The 22,351-nt window shown below is 59.7% G+C and carries 17 protein-coding genes and 1 pseudogene; 6 read left to right on the top strand and 12 right to left on the bottom strand.

Annotation, left to right across the window (positions count from 1 at the left end; translation table 11 throughout):
* The first annotated feature begins 9 nt into the window (after window positions 1-9).
* Genes J2X53_RS20005 through J2X53_RS19995 form a run of 3 tightly spaced genes read left to right on the top strand, consistent with a single transcriptional unit; the run spans window position 10 to window position 2,031 of the window.
* Window positions 10-510, top strand: a complete 501-nt coding sequence (locus J2X53_RS20005) for a TRAP transporter small permease (protein ID WP_349039263.1) — start codon at window positions 10-12, stop codon at window positions 508-510.
* Window positions 510-1,787, top strand: a complete 1,278-nt coding sequence (locus J2X53_RS20000) for a TRAP transporter large permease (RefSeq protein WP_349039262.1) — start codon at window positions 510-512, stop codon at window positions 1,785-1,787. Before J2X53_RS20005 ends, J2X53_RS20000 begins: the two co-directional genes overlap by 1 nt.
* A 7-nt stretch (window positions 1,788-1,794) precedes the next feature.
* Window positions 1,795-2,031, top strand: coding sequence for an alcohol dehydrogenase catalytic domain-containing protein (locus J2X53_RS19995; protein ID WP_349039261.1), 237 nt, complete (start codon window positions 1,795-1,797; stop codon window positions 2,029-2,031).
* A gap of 120 nt (window positions 2,032-2,151) precedes the next feature.
* Here J2X53_RS19995 and J2X53_RS19990 read toward each other — a convergent pair whose 3' ends face one another.
* From J2X53_RS19990 to J2X53_RS19980, 3 genes are all read right to left on the bottom strand, one after another.
* Window positions 2,152-3,156: a sensor domain-containing diguanylate cyclase gene (locus J2X53_RS19990; protein ID WP_349039260.1), complete on the bottom strand. Its 1,005-nt coding sequence runs from the start codon at window positions 3,154-3,156 to the stop codon at window positions 2,152-2,154.
* Complete coding sequence (locus J2X53_RS19985) at window positions 3,146-3,442, bottom strand: hypothetical protein (RefSeq protein WP_349039259.1); 297 nt, start codon at window positions 3,440-3,442, stop codon at window positions 3,146-3,148. Before J2X53_RS19985 ends, J2X53_RS19990 begins: the two co-directional genes overlap by 11 nt.
* Before the next feature lie 269 nt (window positions 3,443-3,711).
* On the bottom strand, window positions 3,712-5,322 hold the full coding sequence (locus tag J2X53_RS19980; RefSeq protein ID WP_349039258.1) for a histidine kinase N-terminal 7TM domain-containing protein: 1,611 nt from the start codon (window positions 5,320-5,322) through the stop codon (window positions 3,712-3,714).
* An 89-nt stretch (window positions 5,323-5,411) separates the two neighbouring features.
* Here J2X53_RS19980 and J2X53_RS19975 point away from each other — a divergent pair, with 89 nt between their 5' ends.
* Window positions 5,412-6,479: a viral aspartic protease gene (locus tag J2X53_RS19975; protein ID WP_349039257.1), complete on the top strand. Its 1,068-nt coding sequence runs from the start codon at window positions 5,412-5,414 to the stop codon at window positions 6,477-6,479.
* Window positions 6,480-6,541: 62 nt separating this feature from the next.
* The gene (locus tag J2X53_RS19970; protein WP_349039256.1) at window positions 6,542-7,609 is read left to right on the top strand and encodes a hypothetical protein; all 1,068 of its coding nucleotides are present in this window, start codon (window positions 6,542-6,544) and stop codon (window positions 7,607-7,609) included.
* Window positions 7,610-7,612: 3 nt separating this feature from the next.
* Here J2X53_RS19970 and J2X53_RS19965 read toward each other — a convergent pair whose 3' ends face one another.
* The 9 genes from J2X53_RS19965 to J2X53_RS19925 all read right to left on the bottom strand — a co-directional run bounded on the left by J2X53_RS19965 (window position 7,613) and on the right by J2X53_RS19925 (window position 21,434).
* Window positions 7,613-9,046 carry a hypothetical protein gene (locus J2X53_RS19965; RefSeq protein WP_349039255.1) on the bottom strand — a complete coding sequence of 478 codons (1,434 nt, stop codon included), beginning with the start codon at window positions 9,044-9,046 and terminating at the stop codon, window positions 7,613-7,615.
* Window positions 9,043-10,137 carry a glycosyl hydrolase family 8 gene (locus J2X53_RS19960; protein WP_349039254.1) on the bottom strand — a complete coding sequence of 365 codons (1,095 nt, stop codon included), beginning with the start codon at window positions 10,135-10,137 and terminating at the stop codon, window positions 9,043-9,045. The genes J2X53_RS19965 and J2X53_RS19960 overlap by 4 nt, the downstream gene beginning before the upstream one ends.
* Window positions 10,134-12,497: a cellulose biosynthesis cyclic di-GMP-binding regulatory protein BcsB gene (locus J2X53_RS19955; protein ID WP_349039253.1), complete on the bottom strand. Its 2,364-nt coding sequence runs from the start codon at window positions 12,495-12,497 to the stop codon at window positions 10,134-10,136. The genes J2X53_RS19960 and J2X53_RS19955 overlap by 4 nt, the downstream gene beginning before the upstream one ends.
* A complete protein-coding gene (gene bcsA / locus J2X53_RS19950; protein WP_349039252.1) occupies window positions 12,494-14,824 on the bottom strand; it encodes a UDP-forming cellulose synthase catalytic subunit in 2,331 nt (776 codons plus the stop codon). The genes J2X53_RS19955 and bcsA overlap by 4 nt, the downstream gene beginning before the upstream one ends.
* A gap of 64 nt (window positions 14,825-14,888) precedes the next feature.
* Window positions 14,889-15,482 (bottom strand): hypothetical protein, encoded by a 594-nt coding sequence (locus J2X53_RS19945; protein ID WP_349039251.1) that lies wholly within the window; start codon window positions 15,480-15,482, stop codon window positions 14,889-14,891.
* 205 nt (window positions 15,483-15,687) lie between these two features.
* Window positions 15,688-16,971, bottom strand: coding sequence for an EAL domain-containing protein (locus J2X53_RS19940; RefSeq protein ID WP_349039250.1), 1,284 nt, complete (start codon window positions 16,969-16,971; stop codon window positions 15,688-15,690).
* 236 nt (window positions 16,972-17,207) lie between these two features.
* Window positions 17,208-18,839 carry a GMC family oxidoreductase N-terminal domain-containing protein gene (locus tag J2X53_RS19935; protein ID WP_349039249.1) on the bottom strand — a complete coding sequence of 544 codons (1,632 nt, stop codon included), beginning with the start codon at window positions 18,837-18,839 and terminating at the stop codon, window positions 17,208-17,210.
* A 2-nt stretch (window positions 18,840-18,841) separates the two neighbouring features.
* Window positions 18,842-20,263 (bottom strand): aldehyde dehydrogenase family protein, encoded by a 1,422-nt coding sequence (locus J2X53_RS19930; RefSeq protein WP_349039248.1) that lies wholly within the window; start codon window positions 20,261-20,263, stop codon window positions 18,842-18,844.
* Between the two features lies 1 nt (window position 20,264).
* The gene (locus J2X53_RS19925) at window positions 20,265-21,434 is read right to left on the bottom strand and encodes an alpha/beta hydrolase (protein ID WP_349039247.1); all 1,170 of its coding nucleotides are present in this window, start codon (window positions 21,432-21,434) and stop codon (window positions 20,265-20,267) included.
* 471 nt (window positions 21,435-21,905) lie between these two features.
* On the opposite strand from J2X53_RS19925, the pseudogene J2X53_RS19920 reads away from it, so the two are divergent.
* A pseudogene (locus tag J2X53_RS19920) lies at window positions 21,906-22,233 on the top strand (transposase); the annotation flags it as partial.
* Between the last annotated feature and the right edge of the window lie 118 nt (window positions 22,234-22,351).

Here is a 22,351-nt window from a genome sequence, read left to right as displayed (position 1 = left end):
GGGAATTTCATGACACGCGCATTCAACGGGCTGGAGGGGCTTTGCCGCCTCCTGATACTCGCGGCCTTTCTGGTGCTGTCTGGATCGGTGCTGTTGCAGGTCTTCGCACGTACATTCCTGAGCACCGCCCCAGTCTGGACCGAGGAACTGACCCGGTTCTGCCTGATCTACATCGGCGCGCTTGGTGCCGGGCTTGCCTTGCGCAGCGGCGACATGGTGAACGTCGATCTGTTGTGCGAAAGCCTGCCGGGCCGGGCACCTTGGGTGCTGCGGCTGGTCTGCGCTTTGCTGACCGCGACGTTTGCGGCGGTCCTGCTGTCTGCGGCCTGGGATTACACCGCGATCGGGCGTCGCCAGACAGCTGCGTCGCTGGGCTGGCGGATGGATTTCATCCATGCCTCCATGCTGATCCTTTTCATCACTTTGGGTCTCTGGGCGCTGATGCGCGTCTTTGAGATGCTGACCGGCCGTCATGATGGCCAACCCATTCTAAGAGCGGAGGATAAATAATGGGCCTGACCCTGCTTCTGGGGACGTTTGTTCTGGGCCTTGCCATTGGTCTGCCTGTTGCGGTGACACTTGGCCTGTCGTCGATGGCCTATCTGCTGTTTGCCGATATCCCTTTGGTCGTCATTCCGCAGAAGATGTATGCGGGGATGGACAGTTTCGTGCTGCTCTGCATTCCCGGATTTATCCTTGCGGGCAATCTGATGAACTCTGGCGGAATCACCGAACGGATCATCCGGTTCGCCAATGCGCTGGTCGGCTGGATGCGGGGCGGGCTGGCGCAGGCCAATATCGCGGCCTCGATGCTGTTCGGCGGCATCTCGGGAACGGCGGTTGCCGATGTGGCTTCGGTCGGCGGCATGATGATCCCCGGCATGAAAAAGGCGGGGTATCCGGGTGATTTCGCAGCGGCGGTGACAGCTGCCTCTTCCACCGTGGGGCCGATGATCCCGCCCAGCGTGCCGATGATCATCGTCGGCTCGCTGTCTGGCCTGTCGGTTGGCAAGCTGTTCCTTGCAGGTGCAGTTCCCGGGCTGCTGATGGGGGCGGCAATGATGGTGGTGACTTACTTCATCGCCAGAAAAAAGAACTTCCCCCGGGAGTCCTGGAAGGGCGTGGGCGAATTGTTCACGTCGTTCACCGGCGCGATCTGGGCGCTGGCGATGACATTTCTCATCGTGGGCGGGTTGCTGATCGGTGTCACCACGCCGACAGAAACCGCTGTGGTGGCCTGCCTGTATGCGATGCTGGTGGGGCTGTTTGTCTACCGCGAGCTTCCTGTCGCACGCATTCCCAGGATCATCGTTGACAGCGCCGTAAACGCTGCGGGGATTCTGGTTCTGGTGGGCACGGCGAATGTGTTCGGCTGGATTCTAGTGGCCGAGCGTATCCCCCAGACGCTGGCCGATGGCGTGTTGTCTTTTACCGACAACAAGTTCGTGGTCATCCTGCTGATCAACCTGCTGCTGCTGTTTGTCGGCATGTTCATGGAGACGATTGCCGCACTGATCATTCTGTTCGTGCCGTTGCAGGCGCTGGCCATGGCAGTGGGGATTGATCCGCTGCACTTTGCCTGTTTTGCGGTGCTGAACCTGATGATCGGCCTGACAACGCCGCCGGTCGGGGTGTGTCTGTTTGTTGCGTCGAACATTGCGCGACTGCCACTCTCGCCGGTAATCCGGGCGATCATCCCTTTCATCATCACGAATATGGTCGTGCTGATGCTGGTCAGCTATTTCCCGGCGCTGTCGATCTGGCTGCCCAACACTCTGATGCCCTGAGGCCAATATGACAAAACCTTCTGATGGACGTGTCGTTTGCCTGCATGGGCGGGATGAGTTGAAGCTTGAAGCGCGTGCGACAGAAGTGCCCGGTCCTGGCGAGGTGCGCGTGGCGGTTCTGACGGGCGGCATTTGCGGGTCGGATCTGCAGTATTGGCTGGAAGGCGGTATCGGCACCATCCGGGTGCGCGACCCGTTCATTCTGGGGCAGGAGGGGACGGGGCTGACGAGACCAACGGCGTGACCCGTTTTCTGGCGTCTGAAGCATCTTCCTGCACGACGGGATCAAACACCGGTGTCGTCGGGGGCCTTACGGCGTGGTAACACTACAGCACTGTCCATTTTCTGCGGATCGCCCGCTGTCCTATCGGCAGACGCTCATCGAAGGCTCCGTGCTGGCTTTGCAGCGATTTCGACCACCGGCCTTGGCCTGGTACAGCAAAGCATCCGCAGCGGCGAGCCAGGCATCGACATCTTTGATGGCGCTGGTACGCGACGAAATGCCAAAACTCGCGGTGACACGAAGCTGGGCGCCATTGAAAATCACCGGGCTATCGGCAAATTGCCTGCGCAACCGTTCGGCAAGGTCAATGGCGCCAGCAGCGTCCGTTGCTGGCAAGAGGATCGCGAATTCTTCGCCACCGATCCGGCCAATGCTATCGCTGTCACGAAGTGTCGCAAGGCAGCGCTGCACCATTACGCGCAACACTTCATCACCTGCGGGATGGCCGTGCGAGTCATTGATGCCTTTGAAGTGATCGACATCGAAAAGGATAATCGAAGCGGCTGTGTCGTATCTCCGGCTGCGTTCGAGTTCCTTTTCACATGCAGCGACCCACCCGCGCCGCGTCATTGCGCCGGTCAGGACATCACTGTTGGCGATCTGGCGCAACTCCAGCTCATTTACGACCAGTTTCGCAAAGCTCGTGAGAATCGCGATCTCGTGGCCGGAAAAGCTACGCGGCTTCAGGTCAATGGCGCAAAGCGCGCCAAGGTTATACCCATCCGGCGTTTCCAGCGGAATGCCCAGATAACTGCGGATAAATGGGTCTGACGTTACAAAGGGGTTGTCGGCAAAGCGGATATCCAGCGTTGCATCTGGCACAACCATGGGTTCACGGCGCTTGATGGCATGAGCACAGAACGACACATCGCGTGTTGTTTCGCATGCGGACAATCCGGCGATGGATTTGAACCACTGACGCTTTTCATCGATCAAACTCACAGCTGCAATCGGTACCGACAATACGTTGCGCACCAGTTCGGTCAGCTTTTCAAAGGGTTCTTCTGCGGGCGTGTCGAGCACATCATAACGACGCAATGCCGCAAGACGCCCTGCTTCATCGGTCAGTTGCCTGTCAGTTCTCATGGTGATCCCTCAAGGCGAGGATAGTGGCTGTCAGTTCATCGCGATAGGACGAGCAGGCAAGGTCGACGATCGACCTTACCTGCTGTTCATCCATCCCTGACTCCAAAAGCGTGATTGCCAACCCCATCAGCTTTTCGCTTTGGCGTTGGATATTTGCGCGTAAAACCGTGGGCACATGAGAATCGGTGATCGGCTGCATAGCCGCCGCCACGACGTTTTCTGAAAGGGTTTCGACCATCTTTGTGCTTCCGACGCGCTGTTTTTGTGAGATCCAAAGGCGCTCCATGGCCTTTTGCTGACTGCGCCGTCTGCGCCGCTCAGCGTGTTCACTCTTTGTTAACACTTTTGGTGTCCCGCGAATACAGCATTTTCAGGGCATGGCTCTGAAGCTCGCCCGGCAGGCGGATCTTCGTATCGGGCGAACTGGCCCTCGCCAGCTTTATCAGGATGGCTCTGACGGCCGGCCAAAGGCTGTTTCAACGCGCCTTCAGGCTGGCCTTGTGCACAAAATTGCACCCCTTCGCCCTGTCATCGACAGACAGATCTTTGCCTGGATCAAGCGCTTTTGCTGACGGGCACAAGTGTCAGGATCGCCGTCTTGGTTCCGATGGTACGGTCGCGGCCGCGGGTCTTGGCCACATACAGCCGCTTGTCCGCAAGTTCACAGGCTGTCTCAAAGGCTTCCCGCTGTCCGGTCCACGCTGCGACCCCAGCAGAGAATTTTGTCTTGATAGGGCCTTGGGTGCTCAGTTCATGGCGGAGGAGATCCAGACGGACATTCAATTCTATCTCGGTCATTCTGGGCAACAACAGCAGAAACTCCTCTCCCCCCGTCCGGAAAATCAGATCAGACCTGCGAAAATGGCGGACCACGGCATCGGCAAAGTTGCGCAGGACCGCATCGCCGACGCTATGGCCATGTTGATCATTGATACTCTTGAAGTGATCGATGTCCAAAACCGCCAGCAGCAGATCCTGGTCGCGCATGTTCGTATTATCTATGATGTTTGTCAGCCAGTTATCCAACGCGCGGCGGTTGGAAAGACCCGTCAGCGCGTCTGTCGTGGCCTGACTGCGCAGTTCGTCCAGCAAGATCGCGGCGGCATTGATGCGTATTTCACTGTGGCGCAAGGCAAATTCCAGGTTCAGCGCCTGAAGCTTCAGAGCGGTGACATCCTTCAGCAACACCATCCAACCCGCAGGCTCACCCGATGTAGAAAACGGAGCTTCAAGCAAAGCAATCTGAACTTCGTAGTGATGTGCGCCAATTGACACCACCGTTGGTGTATCCAGCATCCCCTGCATGTTCGGAAGCTGGACCAAAAGGTCAGGATGCCAGCAGCTTTCGCCCAGATCATTGGAAACGCGCAGTTTTTCTGCGGCGGGATTGGCGCTGATGATAGTCCCGCATGCGTCGACAAAGAGCACAGGCTCCTGTAGTTTTTCCATCAGAACGCGGTTCCCGATGGGCAAGAGGCTGAAAAACTGATCCGACAAAAGGAGCCAGGAAAAGGCGGCAGTGGCCAGAAGGAACGAAAACGGCGTTCCATCCACCCCGGCAATCGTGACGTCGAACAGGATGTAGCTGGTGTTCATCATCACCGGCAGTATGGTCAGCGCCAGCATCGCCCTAAACCGCGTGCGGTGAAGTTTGGCGGCAAAAAGAGCACCCCGCGTCATGACCGCCGTGCTGTACGCCATGAAAACATACAGATAGGCGGCTGCAGCATAGAACAGCGAGCCGTGGTCATACTGCAAAGGCGCTCCCGGTGCTGTGCTGACCGGGCCGGTGGCGGGTCCATAGAAGGATTGGTGCCACGGATTTGTGACGACAAAAGACATGATCAAGAGGGGCGACACCGTCAGCAACGCCTCTTCATGCCACCGCAATTTGCCACGAATATTGTTGATGTAGCGATGGATGAACAGGGTCCACGCCGTCGGCGTGATCACAATTGCAATCCAGGACACGCTCGACCAGAAAATCTTGTGGTCCGGGGTCTGTGCAACCAGCTCGGCAATCGTCGTGAAGACCCACGCGCAAACCGCGAGTTGTGCGATGACCAAAAACGGTTTGCCGTGAAACTGCGACTTGCGCGCGAGTGCGATCGCCAACACGAACGAGACGACGCACAGCATCGACATTATGAGAACCGCGCCGGTCACGCCCCAAATCCTGCGTTGATGAAAGTGCACGGCAACATACTGAATCCGTTCTTGTGAAGGCGAGGATGATCACTCGGAACGCTGACCTCATGGCAGCGCTTGATGGCGGGATAATGGCAAACCCGTGCCTTGTTTGGGAAAGTGATGATTATTGGATTCTTCTCGGCCGATCTGTGTCTTGCTCCGGTTTCAGGCCACGCGCGCCATTGCCCTGCGGATGGCGCTCCACGCGCGCAGTTCATGGCAACGTGTTGGCATGTGCGCTAACGTTAACCGATAGCGACCGAATCAACCCAGGGTGTGAGATGCAGATGAATTCAAAACAGGTTCTGACAGCTGCCCTGTGCCTCGTGCTTCTGGGCGGTTGCGGCGGCGGGGCCGGAGAACCAACGCCTCCTCCTGCGGCGGCTGTGACAACCCCGGCGTTTGAAAGCTACTCAAGAAACGACAACGGCTTCAGCCGGATCCGCCGTGACAACTCCACACCTGCCGATGCCGCCATCATCGCCCAGTTTGAAGATTCAGACCCCGCAAGCCCAGCAGGCTATCGCAATCTCATCGCCCTTTCTGACGCGCAGTATGATGGGAAGGTCACCATTGAAGTGCTGGCGCAGGTCGATGGGTCAGGCGGCAAAGAAACAGTCGTCCGTGTTTTGCGCCTGACCGCCGACCACACTCCGTTCAGGAACGAGCAGAACGGTCAGCTTGTGTCCGCGACGGGCACATATTATCTGCGGGGACAGAACTTTGTCTGGGCTACGATTGACGGACAGCCAGTCCGCAGTGGCAGCGACAGCAATGGTTTGGTCGATCTTGTGCTGAACTTCGACACGCAAACGGCGAACATCAATCTGCGCACCGGCGTCTCGGGCACGTCAGATATCCGCACCGAAGTTGTCGGCACCCAACTCCCCTTCAACATCAGGTCGGGTGCTTATGGGGGTGATATCACGGTTCAGGTCTGGGACCCCAATAGCAGTGTGATCTTTGCCATTGATGGCAGCCTGCGCGGAAACATCGGCGGCACCCCAGCTTATGCCAACGATCTGCACGGCATGACAACATCAGGCGTCTACACCGCAGCGGGCACGGTTGAAGGCACCGCAGTCCAGGTTGACGGTGTGTTTGTCGGCACAGACCCAAATGCGCTTCCATGACCCTTTTCGGGAAGAGCCTGGCGTGCGGCCGCACACGGGGGGCGCGCCCGAAATCCGTTCTTGTGAGTGCTGAACTCTTTCTGAAACGCTCCCGCATCGGCTGGGCGGCGCTTTGTTTCATGGCGGCCTTTTCTGCAAATGCCGATCCGCTGGATCTGGCACGCAGCGCGGGCATCAGCGGGTCCGAACGGATGCGCATGTTTGCTTATGGCAAGTTGCTTGAAACCGAAGCGGCGCCGCGGGCCGCCGCGGTTCAGATGAAGCAGAGCCTCATCCGCCAAGGGTTTTACTATGAACCCGGATCGCAACGGATCATCGCCGCCGAGGCATGGGCGGCTCCCGTGCTCAGCTATGATGGCAATATCAATGGCGGAACGTTGCAGGACAGCTTCCGCTTCAACGGCTATGAGTTCGCGGCCGATCCCGCCTATCGCGCCAAAGCGGGGGCGGTGTTCGGCTTCTCGGCGGGCGGCGTCGGGCGTCTGGCATGGGCCGAAGGTCGTTACATCGAAGGACTTGTCCGTGGCGAGGCAGTCTGGTCACCGGAACACCGCATCGGCCGCAGCAACGCCGAACTTGGTCTGTGCAGCCGCAATCATGTAACAGGCTGGACCTTTGTGGATCTGTGCCACACGCTTTCCAGAAGCAACCGCGAACTGGGCTCTGGCACATCACAAAAGACCGCTTTGATCGTGTCGCAACTGTTCACGTCGGGCCAAAGCCATCATGAGGTTAAGGCGGAACTTGCCAATACGGAATATGCTGTCGGGGCGCAGCCCGCCGTTACCCTGTCATGGGGATCTGCCTGGAACACCGCCGCAACAAAGCTGTCATTGACCAAAGCGGCTGGAATCAAAGGGGAAACCGCTTTGAATGTCCGGGCCGCCGCTGATGTGCAGTGGCTGTGGGGCAAACGGGCGGTGGGCATTGGCCTGTGGCACCAAACTGCGGATGGCGGCGCATTTCTTGGCACCCCCCGGTCAGACAAGGCGACCGGGATCAGCCTTTCCTACCAGATCAACACTGGCCTGACTGCTCAGGTCGGGTACATGGTGAACCGATCAACCGCAGATTTTTTCGACTATGCGCTGGTGACGGTCAATATGCGCTATGACGCCTTGCGCTGGTAAAGATCACTGCGCAGCATCCAGCGCCCTATTGGTTTCAGAGGTCGCCAACTGGTTGTGAAGCGTCTGGAACAAGCTTTGCGCCTTGGCGCGGTTGCCCGAGTTCAGATACGCATACCCGCGCAAAAGAGCCAGATCCCGGCGCAGGGTGCCTGACACCTGTTCCAACGCATCAAAGTAGGCGATTGCGTTTCGGTACTGCTTCTTCTTGTACGCCAGCACGCCTCGCTGATCGAGAATGATCGATTCCGTGTCCACGCGCTGCTGGCGCGTAAGCTGGGTGGTGGCGGCAATGCGGGCGGCTTCTTCCGTCATGTTCATCTTCAGATAAGACAGCGCCATACCAAAGCGGGCATCCCGGCGCTGTGCGCCGGACAGCCGGGCTTCGGCACTCTGGAATGCCGCCAAAGCCTCCATCGGGCGATCAAGATCGTAAGCGCACCACCCGCGTTCGACCAGACGCGTCGGCGATGTGGCGCCATTGGTGGCTGCAAGGCATTGTGTCCCGCTGCCTGTTGAAGACCCACCACCGCTCGGCGCTGCGGAGGGTGGTGCGTCCCGCCCGACCTCTACCACAACCGGGGCACTGGGGGCTGGCGCAGGCATGCCTGTTGTCGGTCCCGCACTCGGCCTCGCCCTTGGTCGCGCAGAGGGTTCGGCTGCGATGGCGATTTGCACCGGTGCCCCGCCACGCCCCTCCATCAACCGGGTCTTCAAAGCATCCAAATCATCTTGGGCTTCAGGGAAGCGTGACAGCGCGATGTCAAACAACCCATTCAGCTCGTCCTCGGTCGCCACTGCATCAGACTTTTCCAGCGTGGACACAATGCTTTCAAATCCCGTACAGGCGCTGACAATGGCGCTGTAGGTGCCCAAGGCCGCCGATGCCGCCTGCTGCGCCGCCTGCGCCTCGGCAATCCGCCACGCATTGTTCACCCGGTCGCACCGCAGCAACCCATCGGTGTTGCTGGCAATTTCGAGTGCTTCCGCCGCGTTCCCGGCATCCAGCGCCTTGTCCAGCATGATCTGCCCTTCAGCAGTTTCCAGCAGGCGGATCATGTCGGCAGGCACTGCCCAGTTTGCATATGCAGCCTGTGTTTCCTGGATCGTCTTGCCGGCCTCAACAAGCTCTCCGGCGGCAATCTGACGATAAATCGTGTCGATTTCAGTCGAGGGTTGCGTGATGCTCAAGCTGCTCAGGTCATCTGGTGGCACCCAGCCAGGAAACTTCGTCCGCAACCGTCGCAGTTCTGCTTCGGCAGAGACCTGATCATTCTGCTGCAGATAAAAGTTCAGGGCCTGAGTATCGGTGAAGGATGGCGTCACCACTTTCGTCGGGTCAAAAAGCGGAGCAGGGCTGTCTGTCCCGGTCTGCGCGAAAAGCGCAGGCGTTGGCGCGAGCATCAGGGCGGCCGAAGTGACAAGCGCGTATCTGATCATATTGGCACACATTGAGGATAGATCTCTGCCTGAGCCACAAGGGCCATAAGGTGCAGGGTTGCCGGATAATAGGGCTGATCGGTGGCAAATGCAGGAATGGCAGCCCCTACACTACCCGATACGGCACATGATACCAACCCTACAACGGCCTGATAACCGCGGTGCGGGCTGCGTTCGAGAGAGGCCCCACTCCCGCGCTCGAAAACGGTTGTCGTCTCGTCAGGAGGGTTTGTCTGGGCTGCGGCGGCATAGCGGCGGGCCGACGGCTGCTCCGGATTGCCCGACCACACCGCAAACAGCGGCACGCGCATAGCTTCATATCCGGCATTGAATGAAAACCGCTCGGGTGGCGGCACCCAGCCGTCTGCGGTGATCGTCACCCAGTCAGGAACAAGCCCGCTTTCGGCCAAGTCTGTCATCAGCGCGACGCCATCATCGGCCAGACGCTGCAACTGGCTGACGCCGGTTGCAGCAGCCAGCTCACGCATCGCGCGCGGCATGTAATAGGACGGGTTGATGGTAAACCCTGTGTCTGCCGCAAACCCCTGCTGTGCAGGCAGAAACAAGAGTGAGCCACTGCCGTTTGGATGCGGCACGCTGCACACGCTTACCAGATCCTGTGCAATCATGCGGGCGCGCTGCGCGAGTTCGGGCCGGTCGTGTCGCGCGGCCATGGCCGAGAGGGCCCAGGCATAGAACAGGTCACCGTCGCTTGCATTGTTATCGTCAGGCACATGCGGACGCTGATCATGCCGCCAACGCCATGCCAGCAGCGCATCGTCCCGGATGGCCAGGTTTTCTTCGGTCCAGATCCGGATGCTCTCAAAGGCAGCTTCGTCATCAAAGGCCGCAGCCAGCGTCAGGCCATAGCTTTGGCCTTCGGAATGGCTGTCTTCATTCTGAAAGCCGTCAATCACCCGGCCGTCCGGCCTCAGACACAGTGTTTTCCACGCCTGCCAAGAGGCTTGCAAAGCGTGTCCCGGCGGGATCGCACCGGCAATTGACCGGGGCTGTTGTGCCCAGGCCCCCTGAGGCAGCGCCAAGCCGGAGAGGGCCACACCAAGGGATCTGATGAAACGGCGACGGTTCATGTCCTGCTCCCTGAACGACGTGTCATCAGCACAAACAACAGCGCCGGAATGACGGAAAGCAACGCCAGGAAAAGGGTAAGCGACATGAAGATCAAAGGCGACCATGACGCATAGTTCCCCAGCACCGCACGGATATTCGACGGTGACAACGCTTCAAGCAACACAGGACGGCGCATCTCGGACCATGTGACCCAGGTGCCATCGCCCTGCAACAGCGCGGCTTGCACATGCGCCTGGCTGCGTCCGCTGCGCCTGAATTCATCCACCTGTCTGGCGAGTTCGGTCATCGTGATGTTCGGCCCCGCCACCAGCCAGATGTCATCCGGCGTCTCAGGATCAAGCTGTAGCAACAGCGCCTGACCGGATTTGTCCGTCAGCCAGTCAACCAGCGGAATGGTGTCCGAAATCAAAAACGTGCGCATATCGTCCAACTTGCGGACCGCCCAGGAGTAGGGCGCGAAGGCCCCGCTGTCCGGCTGTGGGGACACGTCCTGATCCGGCGCGACAGGGTCGGCCGTGGCAGAAACGCCATCAGCGGTGGCAAGACTGTAGCCGGGCGTCTCGGGGGGGGCCTGGGGTGTAACCGCTGGCGCAATGGTCGCTTCAAGCGCTGGATAGACGGCATTCTGAAGCATGCGCCGCGTCACACCGGTTTCACCTGTGGGCACCAGACCCACGGTATCCAAACCCACGACATACAGGTTTGCCTTTGACCCGTCTGTGACCAGCGGACGCAGCAGCGCGGCAAAGGCCAGCAACGCGGCAGATCCGGCGGGGGATGCCGCCACCTGGCTGGGGATGCTGACATCCGCCCCGCCCAGGCGCGACAGACTGCGTGACATATCCGCTTGTTGCATCTTTGGCGAAGGTGGCACATTCAACGTGCTGTCGGACAGCACAACAAGCATATCCGTGCTGCGGGGTGTGCAGGGCAGATCCGCAGGATCGCCAGGCACCGACATTTCAAGTGTCAGAGTATTGATGCCGGGATTCAACCGGTTGGCGCGAAAAATGATATCCAGTGGCGGTTGAACCTGCCCGCCGTCACGGTCCAGGGGCAACAGGCGGATCGTCTCACCATTGATCTTGACCAGCAGCAACGCGCCTTCGGCCAGACCACCCGAAAAACCGTAATGCAAGGTAAACTCGGCCTTTTGTGAGGCGAGCAGCAACCAGTCCTCGGGCAGCAGAAAATCAATATCCTTCCTGAAGTAGTGCGTATTGGCCAACACATCGCCTGCCCCAAGCTCGGCAAGCAGTGTCGGACGGCCCGGCGTCAGCGCGGGTACACCCCACTCAGACGGGCGTTCGGGAAGCATCATGGAAAGATCGGGGGCCTCTTTGCCCGCATGTTCAATCTGCAAGACAACGGCACCGCCGGCCCCGCGCCGCACAGACGCTTTTGGCAATGGCGCATTGATCAGCGCAATCCGCGCGCGGGCCTCTGGTCCGGCTTGCATGGCGTAGAATGGCATCACCTCAAGCCTTGGTGCGCCACCGAGCATGTCGGTGATCCGGCTGGCAACGTCGCGGATCAACCCCACATCGGTTGCATCATCCACAACAATTTCAACCGCTCCGCCGCGCGCCACCTGCGATTGCATCGCGGCCAGAAAACCCTGCGCATTCAGAGGCACCTGCGCCGGGTCCATCAGGACACCGCTGTTGCCAAGATCCACCTCGGTCCAGACGCCAAAAGACGCCTCGGGGCCGCAAAAGATGCGGTGGCTCTGGACCGCGCGAAGACTGATACGGTTCACCCCGGCCACCAGGGCAGCCGTTGGCAGTATCTTCTCGGAAAACTCGCCAAACGTGTCCAATGTGATCGTCCCCGCGTCGGTGTCGTTGATCCGCACCGCCAGCGTCGACGCTTCTGGCAAAACATTGACGCTTGATCGCAGCGCCAGCCGCAGGTCGGACGGGGGTGCGACGCCATCGGGGAGAGTCAGCAGAAAGTCAGCGTTGGCATTTTCACCGCTCAGTCGAAACTGCCTCGGCGCTGGCATGCTGATGCCAATGCGGACCTCTGTCGGAACAGTCTGTGCCGCCGGGGTAAGTGCAATCATCCAGCCGGCGGGGGGCAGCGACTGCGTCGGGGCTTCGGTGGGCGTCGCTGGTGCCCCCACATCGCGGTCCATCGGTTCCGGAGGGGCGACGGTCTGAGTGCCGCCCGCTTCCGGTACGGGCGGTGCAAGGTCGATCCGGGGCTCCTCACCGGGAGCCGCGGGGGCGTCGGGGGCTGCAGGCGCAACCTGCTGAGGGTCCATAGGTTGAAGCTGAATCTGAGGCGTATCCGTCGCCTGTGCGGATACCAACGATGGCATCAGCAAGACTATGGCGAACGCGCGCAGGGCGTTCATCGCATATCCCCCCCGATAAAGGCGGCGCTTTGCAGGGTGGCGGGGTCTTCTGTCGCCATGTCTTCCTTGAAATCAGCCCCAAAGGCGACCAGATGCGCTGACTTGGGTTGATGGGCCGCCATCTTTGCCGAGCGGCGGCGACGATCAGGCTCCCGCATGAAATCGCCGATCGTGCGCGGCAGCGATGAAACGCTGAGCCAGACCACATACACAATACCCGCAATCAGCCCTTTCTTGGCGCGTGTCGCCTCACGCATTTTCAGCCAGTTCTCACTGGAACCGAAAATCAGGAAAGACACCGTTTCACGCACCTCCATAGCCTGATCAGGCAGGAAAAGCAGACCCAGCACCTGACCGTCGGGGGTATCGGTGATCATGCGGACCACGGCTTTTACCGGACGCTCCAGATGGGCCGCGTCCGAAAATCTTGGGCGGAACTCAATGGTTTCACCCTTGGTGACCATCCGCAGGCCTGCTTTGCCCTTTGGAGTCGCGGCAATGCGAATGCGCGCGCCACTGGTCGATGCGTCCAGAACCACCCCTTCGAGCGGTGTTTCGCCCGATCCATCCCACCACAGAGTTGTCGGCGCTTCCATATCGACGCGCGGCGAACTGCGGCGCTGCTGCTTTTCGGAAACGGCGCGCAGGGACAGGGATACCAGCAAGAAGTTGATCACCGCCCATGTCCCGACAACCCCCAGCACGCTGCGGTCACCCGGAAAAGCGATCCAGCGCACGACAAGCGCCACCACACCGGCAACCATCAAAAGGAACAGGATCAACAGCGGCAGATAAATCGGCGAGATATAATCATGAGCCAGCGTTTCATCTTTTGCGGTCACGTTGAACTTGGCCCCGCGTGGTTTCAGGATGGTGCGAAAGATTGCCATGGCCAGATACGGAGCTTGGGCAACCTCATACACCTCGGAGATCAACGGCCACCGATAGCGGGCGAACATCGCGTTCTGTATCAGAAAACTGACCGCCATATAGCTGAGCGTGTAGACCATCGCGTCCTGGAAGGTCGAAACAAAGATTTCCACCCCGAAGAACAGATAGCTGAGAGGTGCGATCAGATAGACCAACCGGATGATCGGAAACAGCCAGAAGGACATCGAATTGATGTAGCAAAGCCTTTGCAGAAAATGCAGGCCGCTTCGGAAAAGCGGGTTTTTCAGCATAAGCATCTGCATCATGCCCGCCGCCCAGCGACCGCGCTGCTGGATGAAGGACGCAAAGGTTTCCGGTTGCAGCCCCGCGATCATGGCGCGGTCAAGATACAGGCTGCGCCAGCCGTTGGAATGAATTTCAAGCGCCGTCTCGGCATCTTCGGTGATGGTCTCACCGGCAAACCCGCCGACAGAATCCAGTGCCTTGCGGCGCAGCACGGCGGCTGATCCACAAAAGAAGGCCCCTCCCCACCGGTCCAGCCCCCGGTGGATCATCGAATAGAACATCTCGTTCTCGGGCGGGCATTTCAGGCCAAGGTTTCTCTCGATCGGGTCCTTGTTGATGAAAAAGTGGGGCGTCTGGACCAGAAAGAGTTTTGGGTCATCGACGAAGTACCCCACGGTTCTTGCCAGAAAATCCCGTGACGGCACGTGGTCGGCGTCAAACACCACCACCAGATCGCCATCAAGCTTTGCCAGCGCAGCACTCATGTTTCCGGCTTTTGCATGCTCATTGCGCGCCCGTGTGGAATACATGACCCCAAGGTCACGGCACAGCTGCTGCAATTCGGCCCGGCGTTCCTGTGACCGGCGCGCCAGCTCCGGGTCGGAAGAATTGCAGCGCTGATCCGTGCCACCATCGTCACACAGGACGACGACGCGCTTGTCTCGCGGATAGATCATGTTCTTGGCTGCCGACAACGTGACGCTCAGCATCTCGGTCGGCTCGTTATAAGACGGAACCAGAATGTTGACCGTTGGCAGCTTGTCCACCGCCACTTTTGGCGGCAAGGCACGTTCGGTCGGGTCAGCCATGATGAAGGCGTTCAAGAAGAACACCATGATCGAATAGGTTTCGATGACAAACAAAATGGTGGCCAGCACGAATGAAGGGGTCAGCCCTGCTTCGGGAAGTGTGTCAGTCAGCCGCCAGATCCAATAGCGCATGACAATCACACTGCCGACCGCCAGAAGCGCAAAGCGCGCAATGGTGTTGGTGGCAAAGGGCTTCAGCAGGACGACGATCACGATCGCCACAAACCCCAGCAACGCCTGCGCAGCTGTAGACGACGGCACGGATGCCAGCAAAAGGGTCGGGGCCATCAACAAGGCCCAGACTAAAAGCAGGGCTAGCCCGCTGAGGCGGCGCTGTTTCAACCGATCGCTCCCGTTGGAAATGCCATAAATGCATATATGTCGATTGTGCAGCAAAATGAGGGCGTCATTGCGGCGTCGGACCCGCAAGAGGTGACAACATCTCGATTCCCCTACTGTCTTGCGTCGTCGCCACGCCGGAAATGTAGCCGATACTGGCGGCCATGATCGGTTCCAGCGCCTGCTCGGCATCGCCGGCCACACAGTTGCGCAGCATGACATCCATCACATTGGTGTCGCCTGGCATCTGGCGCATTCCGGTGCCAAGTCGGCGCAGGCCAAGAACGCAGATTGTATTCCCGCCAACCCTGTTTTCTGCCCAGAAATATGGTCCCAACTCATCCTCACCAGTCAAAAGATCGCCGGATTTCAACGTGCTGAAAGGGTCCGGCAAACCGCCGATCCGGCGCAGGAACTCATCAAAGCGAAAGCGGCCCTCTTGTTGGCCCTGAACCACCCGTGCCCGCAAGGTGAGCATATTGTCCCCTCTGACAGCCGTCCTGTTCACCAGCCCGATTCGCTGCTCCAGGCTGTTGACCAGTCCGCGCTCTGTCACGATCACGGCCCCCGGAGCGTTAACCCACGCTTGCCCCAGAGGAACCGTGACAAACTGCGTGGTTTCTTCCACCTCGCCCAGCATGGGAGGAAGCTGAGGGGGCACGACATTGCACGCGCAAAGCCAGAGCACAGTGGCAAACGTTGCCAGACGGCACGGAACGGCGTGATTCAAAACTCGACCCTCGCTTGGCATCTCTCATCCTGCTGTCAGCCAGAGTAGCTGATGGATTGCTGACAAGCTCAATTCATAAACAAGTGTTAACGCCGACAGAACAGCCAATCGTGGGCAAAAGGACACAACCAAAAGTTTAATCGGACGACTTTTCAAACATTTCGCGAAATGGGCGGGGTTCGGCAATCAGATACCCCTGCACTTTGTGAACACCAAGTTTCCGCAGGGTGGCCAGGATTTCGGCACTATCAACATGCTCGGCCACCACTGTAAGCTGCAGATCGCGTGCCACTCCGACAATCGCGCTCACGATTGCGCGATCCGTGCTTTTGGCATCGGTGACATTCGCGACGAAGGCTCCGTCAATCTTGATGCAATCGACCGGAAAGGTGCGCAAGTAGACAAAGCTCGACAAGCCCGACCCAAAATCATCCAGGGCCACCCTGCACCCGAGTGCGCGCACCGACTGCACAAATGACATAGCCACAGACATATCGCTGATCGCTGACGTCTCGGTGATTTCGAACTGTATGCGCGACGCTGATACTGCAGACTCTGCAAACAACGCCGAGACATAAGGCCAGAGCGTGGGGTCAGCCAAAGACTGGCCTGAAAGGTTCAGCGACAGGGTGATATTCCGGTTGCGTTGCAACAGGTCTGCGTGCTCCAGCAGCGCCGCCTTCATCACCCAGCGGTCAAGGTCGCGGATATAGCCATGCCGTTCGGCGGCCGGAATGATCGCTGACGGTGGAAATTCGGTGCCATCGGCATCAACCATATGCACCAGCAGTTCAAATTCCAGCGTGGTTCCGACGGCCGGATCAAGACTGAAAATTTCCTGCGCATAAAGCCTCAGCCTGTCGACGGCCATGGCCGACTGAAGCCCCGTCAGGATGCGGGCATCTGCGTAGTGCCGCGTCAGGAATTTCTCTGCCTCGTCAGCGACCACGATGCTGCCCGGGCTGATATCCTTTGCGGCACAGCAAGCGGTCATTGCGGCATGAAGCGCGTCTGCGGCAGTCTGCGATTGTGACACCACCGTAAGACCCGCACAGGCCGTGAACCTGAACACCTGGCCGCACCAGTCAAGCTGATAGCGCGCCAGGGCTTCCATCAGCGAGACGGTTTGTGCATGGGCCTTTGGCAGGTCGCCGCCTGAGAGAAGCACAGAAAACTCATCGTCACCGGTGCGCCCAATCAGTGTCTCTGGCCCGAGATGACCCCGCAAGACCTCGAAAATCTGCTGCAAGGCGAGATCTGCCACCTGAGATCCGACGACAGCGTTCAAAAAGCGGAACTTGTCGATATCCAGCACACACAGAACGGTCGCAGCACTTTGCGCCTCGACAGACGCCGCCAGTTCTTCAAGAAACCGGCTGCGCCCAGAATGCTGGAAAAGTGCGGCTTCACCTGCGTCCACAGGCTGCGGCGACTCCGTTTTCCTGGCGCATATCACAAGCTTAAGTCCCCAGATTGCAGATGTATGATTCAGTTATGGGCTGGCAAAAGTGCCTGAAATTTTTGATCAGTCATTTGCATTTAACCACAAATGCACAAAGGCACAGGTCAAAATGCCGCAGAATGCGAGAAACATCCTTAACGCGCACATTCTGGCATTTTCAATGACCCGCCATCTAGCCGCTATGGCATTGATTTTCAACCAGAACTGCGCCTGGGTATGGAGTGAACCCCATGGGCTCGGCTTTCCGTGCCGGACTTCAACATCATGTCGGCCACGTTTTGCGCGATCATCATCGTCGGCGCATTCGTATTTCCCGCAATGATTGTCGGCATGATGGAGGCGTCAACGACCCGCAGGCCATTCACCCCCCGCACGCGAGCCTGCGGATCGACAACAGAGGCCGCGTCCTGACCCATGCGGCACGTGCCGACCGGGTGGTAAATGGACTCGGCCCGGGCCCTGATATCCGCCGTCAGGTCTGTGTCCGTTGTCAGGGCCTCGCCCGGCGCGAGCTCGGTCTTGAGGAGGTTGGCCAGGGCAGGTGCGGCCATAACGCGACGGGCGATCCGCAGGCCCTTCAGCAGGACGGCGATGTCGTCAGGATGGGTCAGATAGTTCGCCTCGATCACCGGGTGGGCGAGTGGATCGTTGCTGTTCAACCGGATGCGGCCACGACTTTTTGGAAAGAGGTCGCAGACATGAAGGGTCACACCATACCCCCAGGTGATCTGCCTGCCGTGATCCCGCAGCAAGGCCGGCAGGAAGTGGAATTGCAGGTTCGGGCGAACCTGCGACGGATCGGATTTTATGAACCCCCCGGCCTCGGCCACATTCGATGTCAACTCGCCCGTCTGGCTGGTCACGAAGTGCCAGGCGGCCTTGACAGCACGGGGAAGAAAGCTGGGGGCCATTCCCATTGGTTCGCGTCCTCGGGTCGATGACATGACCGTGATATCGAGGTGATCCGTCAGATTTTCACCAACCTCCGCCGCAGGGTGCAACAGCGGAATACCGTGACGCGCCAGCTCTGCCACCGGGCCTATGCCTGACAGCATCAGGATCTGCGGTGAGTTGATGGCACCGCCCGACAGGATCACTTCACCCCCCGCATTCAACTGCAGCACGCGACCCTGTATCTGCACCCCGGCAGCACGTCGTTCCTTAAAAATCACGCGTTCAACCTGTGCCCCGGTTTCGATCATCAGGTTGGGGCGATCCCGCGCCGGGCCGAGAAACGCGCGGGCCGCGCTGAAGCGTCTGCCGTCCCGCTGTGTGACCTGATAGATGCCGACTCCGTCCTGGCACTCGCCATTGAAATCGGGGTTCTCGGGAAAATGACACTCGACTCCGGCCTGCACAAAAGCGCGGCTCATGGGGTTCACGTGCCGCAAATTGCTGACCGACAGCGGACCGGTCGTATTGTGGTGCGCATCCGACAGGGCCGTGTTGCCTTCCATTCGCAGAAACAGGGCGCGCACGCGGTCCCAACTCCACGCCGGACCGGCGGCAGCCGCCCAGCCGTCGTAGTCTGCAGGATGGCCGCGGGCATAGATCATGGCGTTGACCGAACTGGATCCGCCAAGTGTCCTGCCGCGCGGCCAATAGAGGCGCCGGCCATTCAGCGCAGCCTGTGGTGCTGTCTTATAGCCCCAGTTCAGCTTTTTGTTGTGGGCAAGCAGCGCCAGTCCCAAGGGCAGGTGGATCAACGGGTTCCGGTCGCGCGTGCCTGCTTCGACAAGGCAGACCCGCGTTCCGGGGTCCGCTGACAGCCTGTTGGCGAGGACGCAACCGGCGGAACCGGCGCCGACGATGATATAATCGAACATATCTACCCCAGAATACCTTTGAAAAGGCCGATCAGTCGCTTCACCCGCGGTGTGTACGGTGGGAAAATCATCGGCAGCGGCGAATAGCGATTGATCATCACGGCGCGTTCATGGCTGAAGGCACGAAACCCGGCATGTCCATGCGCCGCGCCGATGCCAGAGGTATTCACGCCCCCGAACGGCAGCCCCGTATGCGTGAACTGGGCCATCGTCAGATTGACACCCACGCTGCCAGAGCTTGTGGCCGCGATGATCGCATTGATCCGCGCCCGCGATGTGTCAAATACATACAGCGCGAGAGGTTTTGTGCGGGCGTTGATCTGATGCGTCACTGCGTCGATGTCGTCATAAACGATGACTGGCAGGATGGGACCAAAGATTTCGTCGTGATCAATGTCCATCTCCGGCGTGATCGCCTCGATCAGCGTCGGGGCCATATGGCAATCGTGCACCGCGCCCCCCAGCGTCACCCGGGCCCCCTTTGCAAGGGCATCGCGCAGCAGTCCTGACAGTCGCCGGGCCTGAAGATCATTCACGATCCGAGCCAGGTCCGGGCTGGCAGCTCCGTCGCCGTAGGCCCTGCGGATACGTTCGCGCAGGGCTGCCAGAAACGCGTCCTTGACCGATGCGTGAACAAAGACATGGTCCGGTGCGATGCAGGTCTGGCCGGCATTGGCAAACTTGCCGAATGCAATCCAGGCCGCTGCCTGCCGGATGTCTGCATCCGGCCCGACAATTGTGGGCGACTTGCCACCCAGTTCCAGCGTAACCGACGCCAGCGTCTTTGCCGCCGCGGCCATGACGATCCTGCCGACCGCAGGGCTGCCGGTGAAGAAGATGTGGTCGAATGGCAAAGCCAGCAGCGCCGTCGATGCCGCGACGCCGCCTTCGATGACGGTCACAAGTTCTGGGTGAAAGGCGTCTTTCATCATGCGTGCGATGATCGCAGATGTGGCCGGCGTCATCTCGGATGGTTTGATGATCGCACTGTTGCCTGCCGCCAGCGCAGACACCAGTGGGCCGATGGCAAGGCTGAACGGATAATTCCACGGCGCAATGATCAGGCAGACGCCTCGCGCCTCTGACCGGACATACGCTGTGGTGCCGAAGGATGCCAATGTCGGCAAGACGCGGCGGAGTCGCATCCAGCGCTTCAGATGCCGTGACGCATGGCGGATTTCCTGCAGTACGGGGATCAGTTCGGTCAGGATGATTTCCGCCTCTGGCTTGCCGAAATCAGCCGCCATGGCAGCGATCAGCGCGGCCTCGTTCTGTCGGATGGCCGCGGCAAGGCTTTCAAGTGCGTCGCGGCGTTCGGCTGGTCCGAATAGCTGCCGACGGGCAATCACACCCGCCTTTTGCAAGGCAAAGGCCGCCGCGGCTTGGTTGGTGAATAGCGTCGCCTCGTCAGTCGATGTCGCCATGTCAGTCATTGAGTCGCCCGATCTGCACGTTTTTCGTGTCCTGCGCCAGAATCCAGTCGGCGACGATTTCAGGACGGGTATAGACGATCATGTGCCCCCCCTCGATCTGTGTCAGCGTTGCACCCGGAACCGCGTCACGCAGCCTGACACCGTGAATATCCGGTTCCAGAACCTGATCCGAGCGCCCGAAAAGTACGTCGACCGGCATCCGCAAGGACGGATAGCGCGCGGCCAAAACGGGCAGTGCCTCCCTCACGGCAATCATGTCCCCGCCGGCTGCGAAATAGCTATCCGGCCGAATGACAAGCAGTCCACCGCCCTTGGTGGCAAATTGCGTCGGCATGGGTTCCGGCGCAAACACCGCCCGGGCGAAGCGGTCGAAGATCAGCAGCCCCAAAGGCGCCGCAAAGGTCAGCGACACCAACCGCCGCAGCACATCCGATGGGATCGCCATCGCGCGGAACGCCAAAGCAGGCTTGTCGATTGGCTGCGTTGCGGGCGCAATCAGCGCCAGCCCGCCGACCTCACCGGGATGATTCAGCGCAAGGTTCAGCGCTACGGCGCCGCCCAGGGAATGGCCGACGATGAGCGGGGCGTTCAGACCCAACTCGGCAATCAGGCTGGCCACTTTGTCTGCCTGCCCTGCCAGAGTGTTCTTCCCGGCGGGGAACGGCGCAGAGTAACCCGAGCCCGGGCGGTCGATCAGGATGACGCGATGATCGGCGGCCAGCCTGTTGACCAAAGCCGGTGCGAAGTTCCGCAACTGGCCCGACAAACCGTGGATCAGGACAATCGGCCTGCCCACGCCGCGATCCACATAGTGAAGATCAAGGCCGTCGACCGCGATGATCTTGCCGTCACGCGGAATACGGCCTTTGATCCAAGACCTTGTAGCCCGAGACAAAAGACCGAAAACAAAAAGAGTGATTGCTGTGGCGGATGCCACGTTCATCAGCAGCGTCACCATGGACGCGACCAGGGTGGTGCTGCTGGTGTGACAGGACAGTCCTGCGATCCCATGGAACGGGCATGGGCGTGTTCCACACAGGCGGCGGTCCAGGTCGCCTCCGTTCCGGACGGCAGCGCAGGGTTCCTCCATTGGCAAGGGTGCATGCTCATGTCTGCCAGTCCTGCTGGGATGTCGTGACAATCCTTGCAATCTGACCGGCATGCTTACGAGCAAAACGCTGCGTCAGCGTCAGAAACATTATCTGCAATCAGGTGAGGCAGAATGGAGGAGCCATGCTCAACCTGCTTGGAGAATGGCCGCTCTATCAGGAATGGGCCGCATAGGGCAGGGCGGTCAGATGCGAATGGATAGGTTCACCCATGAGACGAGCTGTCGCTTGTGACGCTGATCTTCTGCCGCACTTTCCCGCGCCCGGACCAGATCGCGCATCGCTTCATGCGTCCCGTCAGGGACCCAGACAGGCCCTGGCTCGCCTGCGCGCAGCAGGCGCAGGACACCCAGCCGGTCCGTCTTGACCCGGTCGCCAGCGCACACCGGGATCAGCGACGGCGCAACCACGCAGCAGTCATAGCCAATGGCCCGCACCTGCCGGTTGAGAGTGTATCCTGTCGGCCCGGCCTCATAGCAGACAAACCATTCCCCCGCCCCGAAAGCTTCCTCAGACGCCTCTCGATGCTCCCCGGAGCGTTCTCGAATGTGCCGAAACTGGAGCGGCTGAGGCCGTTTTCCCGAAGAGCCACAGCAAGCCCAAGGTTGATGATCGACGGGTTTTGAGCGGTATAATATTCATCAATCGCAATGGCTTGCGTTGGTGCGATGCGCCGCGGGAGTATGGCCCTCCCAAGACCTTATACAACCGTTGGAAGCGGTGGGGCGACATGCCCGGATGATGGAGGGTCTGGCCGCAAAAGGGACCGAGCAGAAAGCTATCATGATCGACGCGACATATCTGAAGGCGCATCGCACGGCTTCGCGCCTGCGGGCGAAAAGGGGCGTCCGCTGAAGTTCTTCATGACCGCAGGACAAGTCAGATGGAGTGGTTGCCGCCCTCCCTAGACGGCATCGCAATGTGCCAAGGTCGTGGTGTTCAACGCCACGCGCAGAGGAGGACGGCGAGA

It is taken from the genome of Pseudotabrizicola sp. 4114 (genome assembly GCF_031457365.1).
Lineage (GTDB): Bacteria > Pseudomonadota > Alphaproteobacteria > Rhodobacterales > Rhodobacteraceae > Pseudotabrizicola.
This window is presented reverse-complemented; position numbering and strand designations above follow the sequence as displayed.

What these genes read in the sequence shown, in the direction of transcription:
- J2X53_RS19975 (WP_349039257.1), top strand. Translation starts at nt 5,412, where the DNA reads ATGGCAGCGCTTGATGGCGGGATAATGGCAAACCCGTGCCTTGTTTGG.
- J2X53_RS19925 (WP_349039247.1), bottom strand. Translation starts at nt 21,434, where the DNA reads ATGCCGGTCAGATTGCAAGGATTGTCACGACATCCCAGCAGGACTGGC.
- J2X53_RS19985 (WP_349039259.1), bottom strand. Translation starts at nt 3,442, where the DNA reads ATGGAGCGCCTTTGGATCTCACAAAAACAGCGCGTCGGAAGCACAAAG.
- J2X53_RS19960 (WP_349039254.1), bottom strand. Translation starts at nt 10,137, where the DNA reads ATGAACCGTCGCCGTTTCATCAGATCCCTTGGTGTGGCCCTCTCCGGC.
- J2X53_RS19965 (WP_349039255.1), bottom strand. Translation starts at nt 9,046, where the DNA reads ATGATCAGATACGCGCTTGTCACTTCGGCCGCCCTGATGCTCGCGCCA.
- J2X53_RS19955 (WP_349039253.1), bottom strand. Translation starts at nt 12,497, where the DNA reads ATGAACGCCCTGCGCGCGTTCGCCATAGTCTTGCTGATGCCATCGTTG.
- J2X53_RS19930 (WP_349039248.1), bottom strand. Translation starts at nt 20,263, where the DNA reads ATGGCGACATCGACTGACGAGGCGACGCTATTCACCAACCAAGCCGCG.
- J2X53_RS20005 (WP_349039263.1), top strand. Translation starts at nt 10, where the DNA reads ATGACACGCGCATTCAACGGGCTGGAGGGGCTTTGCCGCCTCCTGATA.
- J2X53_RS19935 (WP_349039249.1), bottom strand. Translation starts at nt 18,839, where the DNA reads ATGTTCGATTATATCATCGTCGGCGCCGGTTCCGCCGGTTGCGTCCTC.
- J2X53_RS20000 (WP_349039262.1), top strand. Translation starts at nt 510, where the DNA reads ATGGGCCTGACCCTGCTTCTGGGGACGTTTGTTCTGGGCCTTGCCATT.
- J2X53_RS19990 (WP_349039260.1), bottom strand. Translation starts at nt 3,156, where the DNA reads ATGAGAACTGACAGGCAACTGACCGATGAAGCAGGGCGTCTTGCGGCA.
- J2X53_RS19995 (WP_349039261.1), top strand. Translation starts at nt 1,795, where the DNA reads ATGACAAAACCTTCTGATGGACGTGTCGTTTGCCTGCATGGGCGGGAT.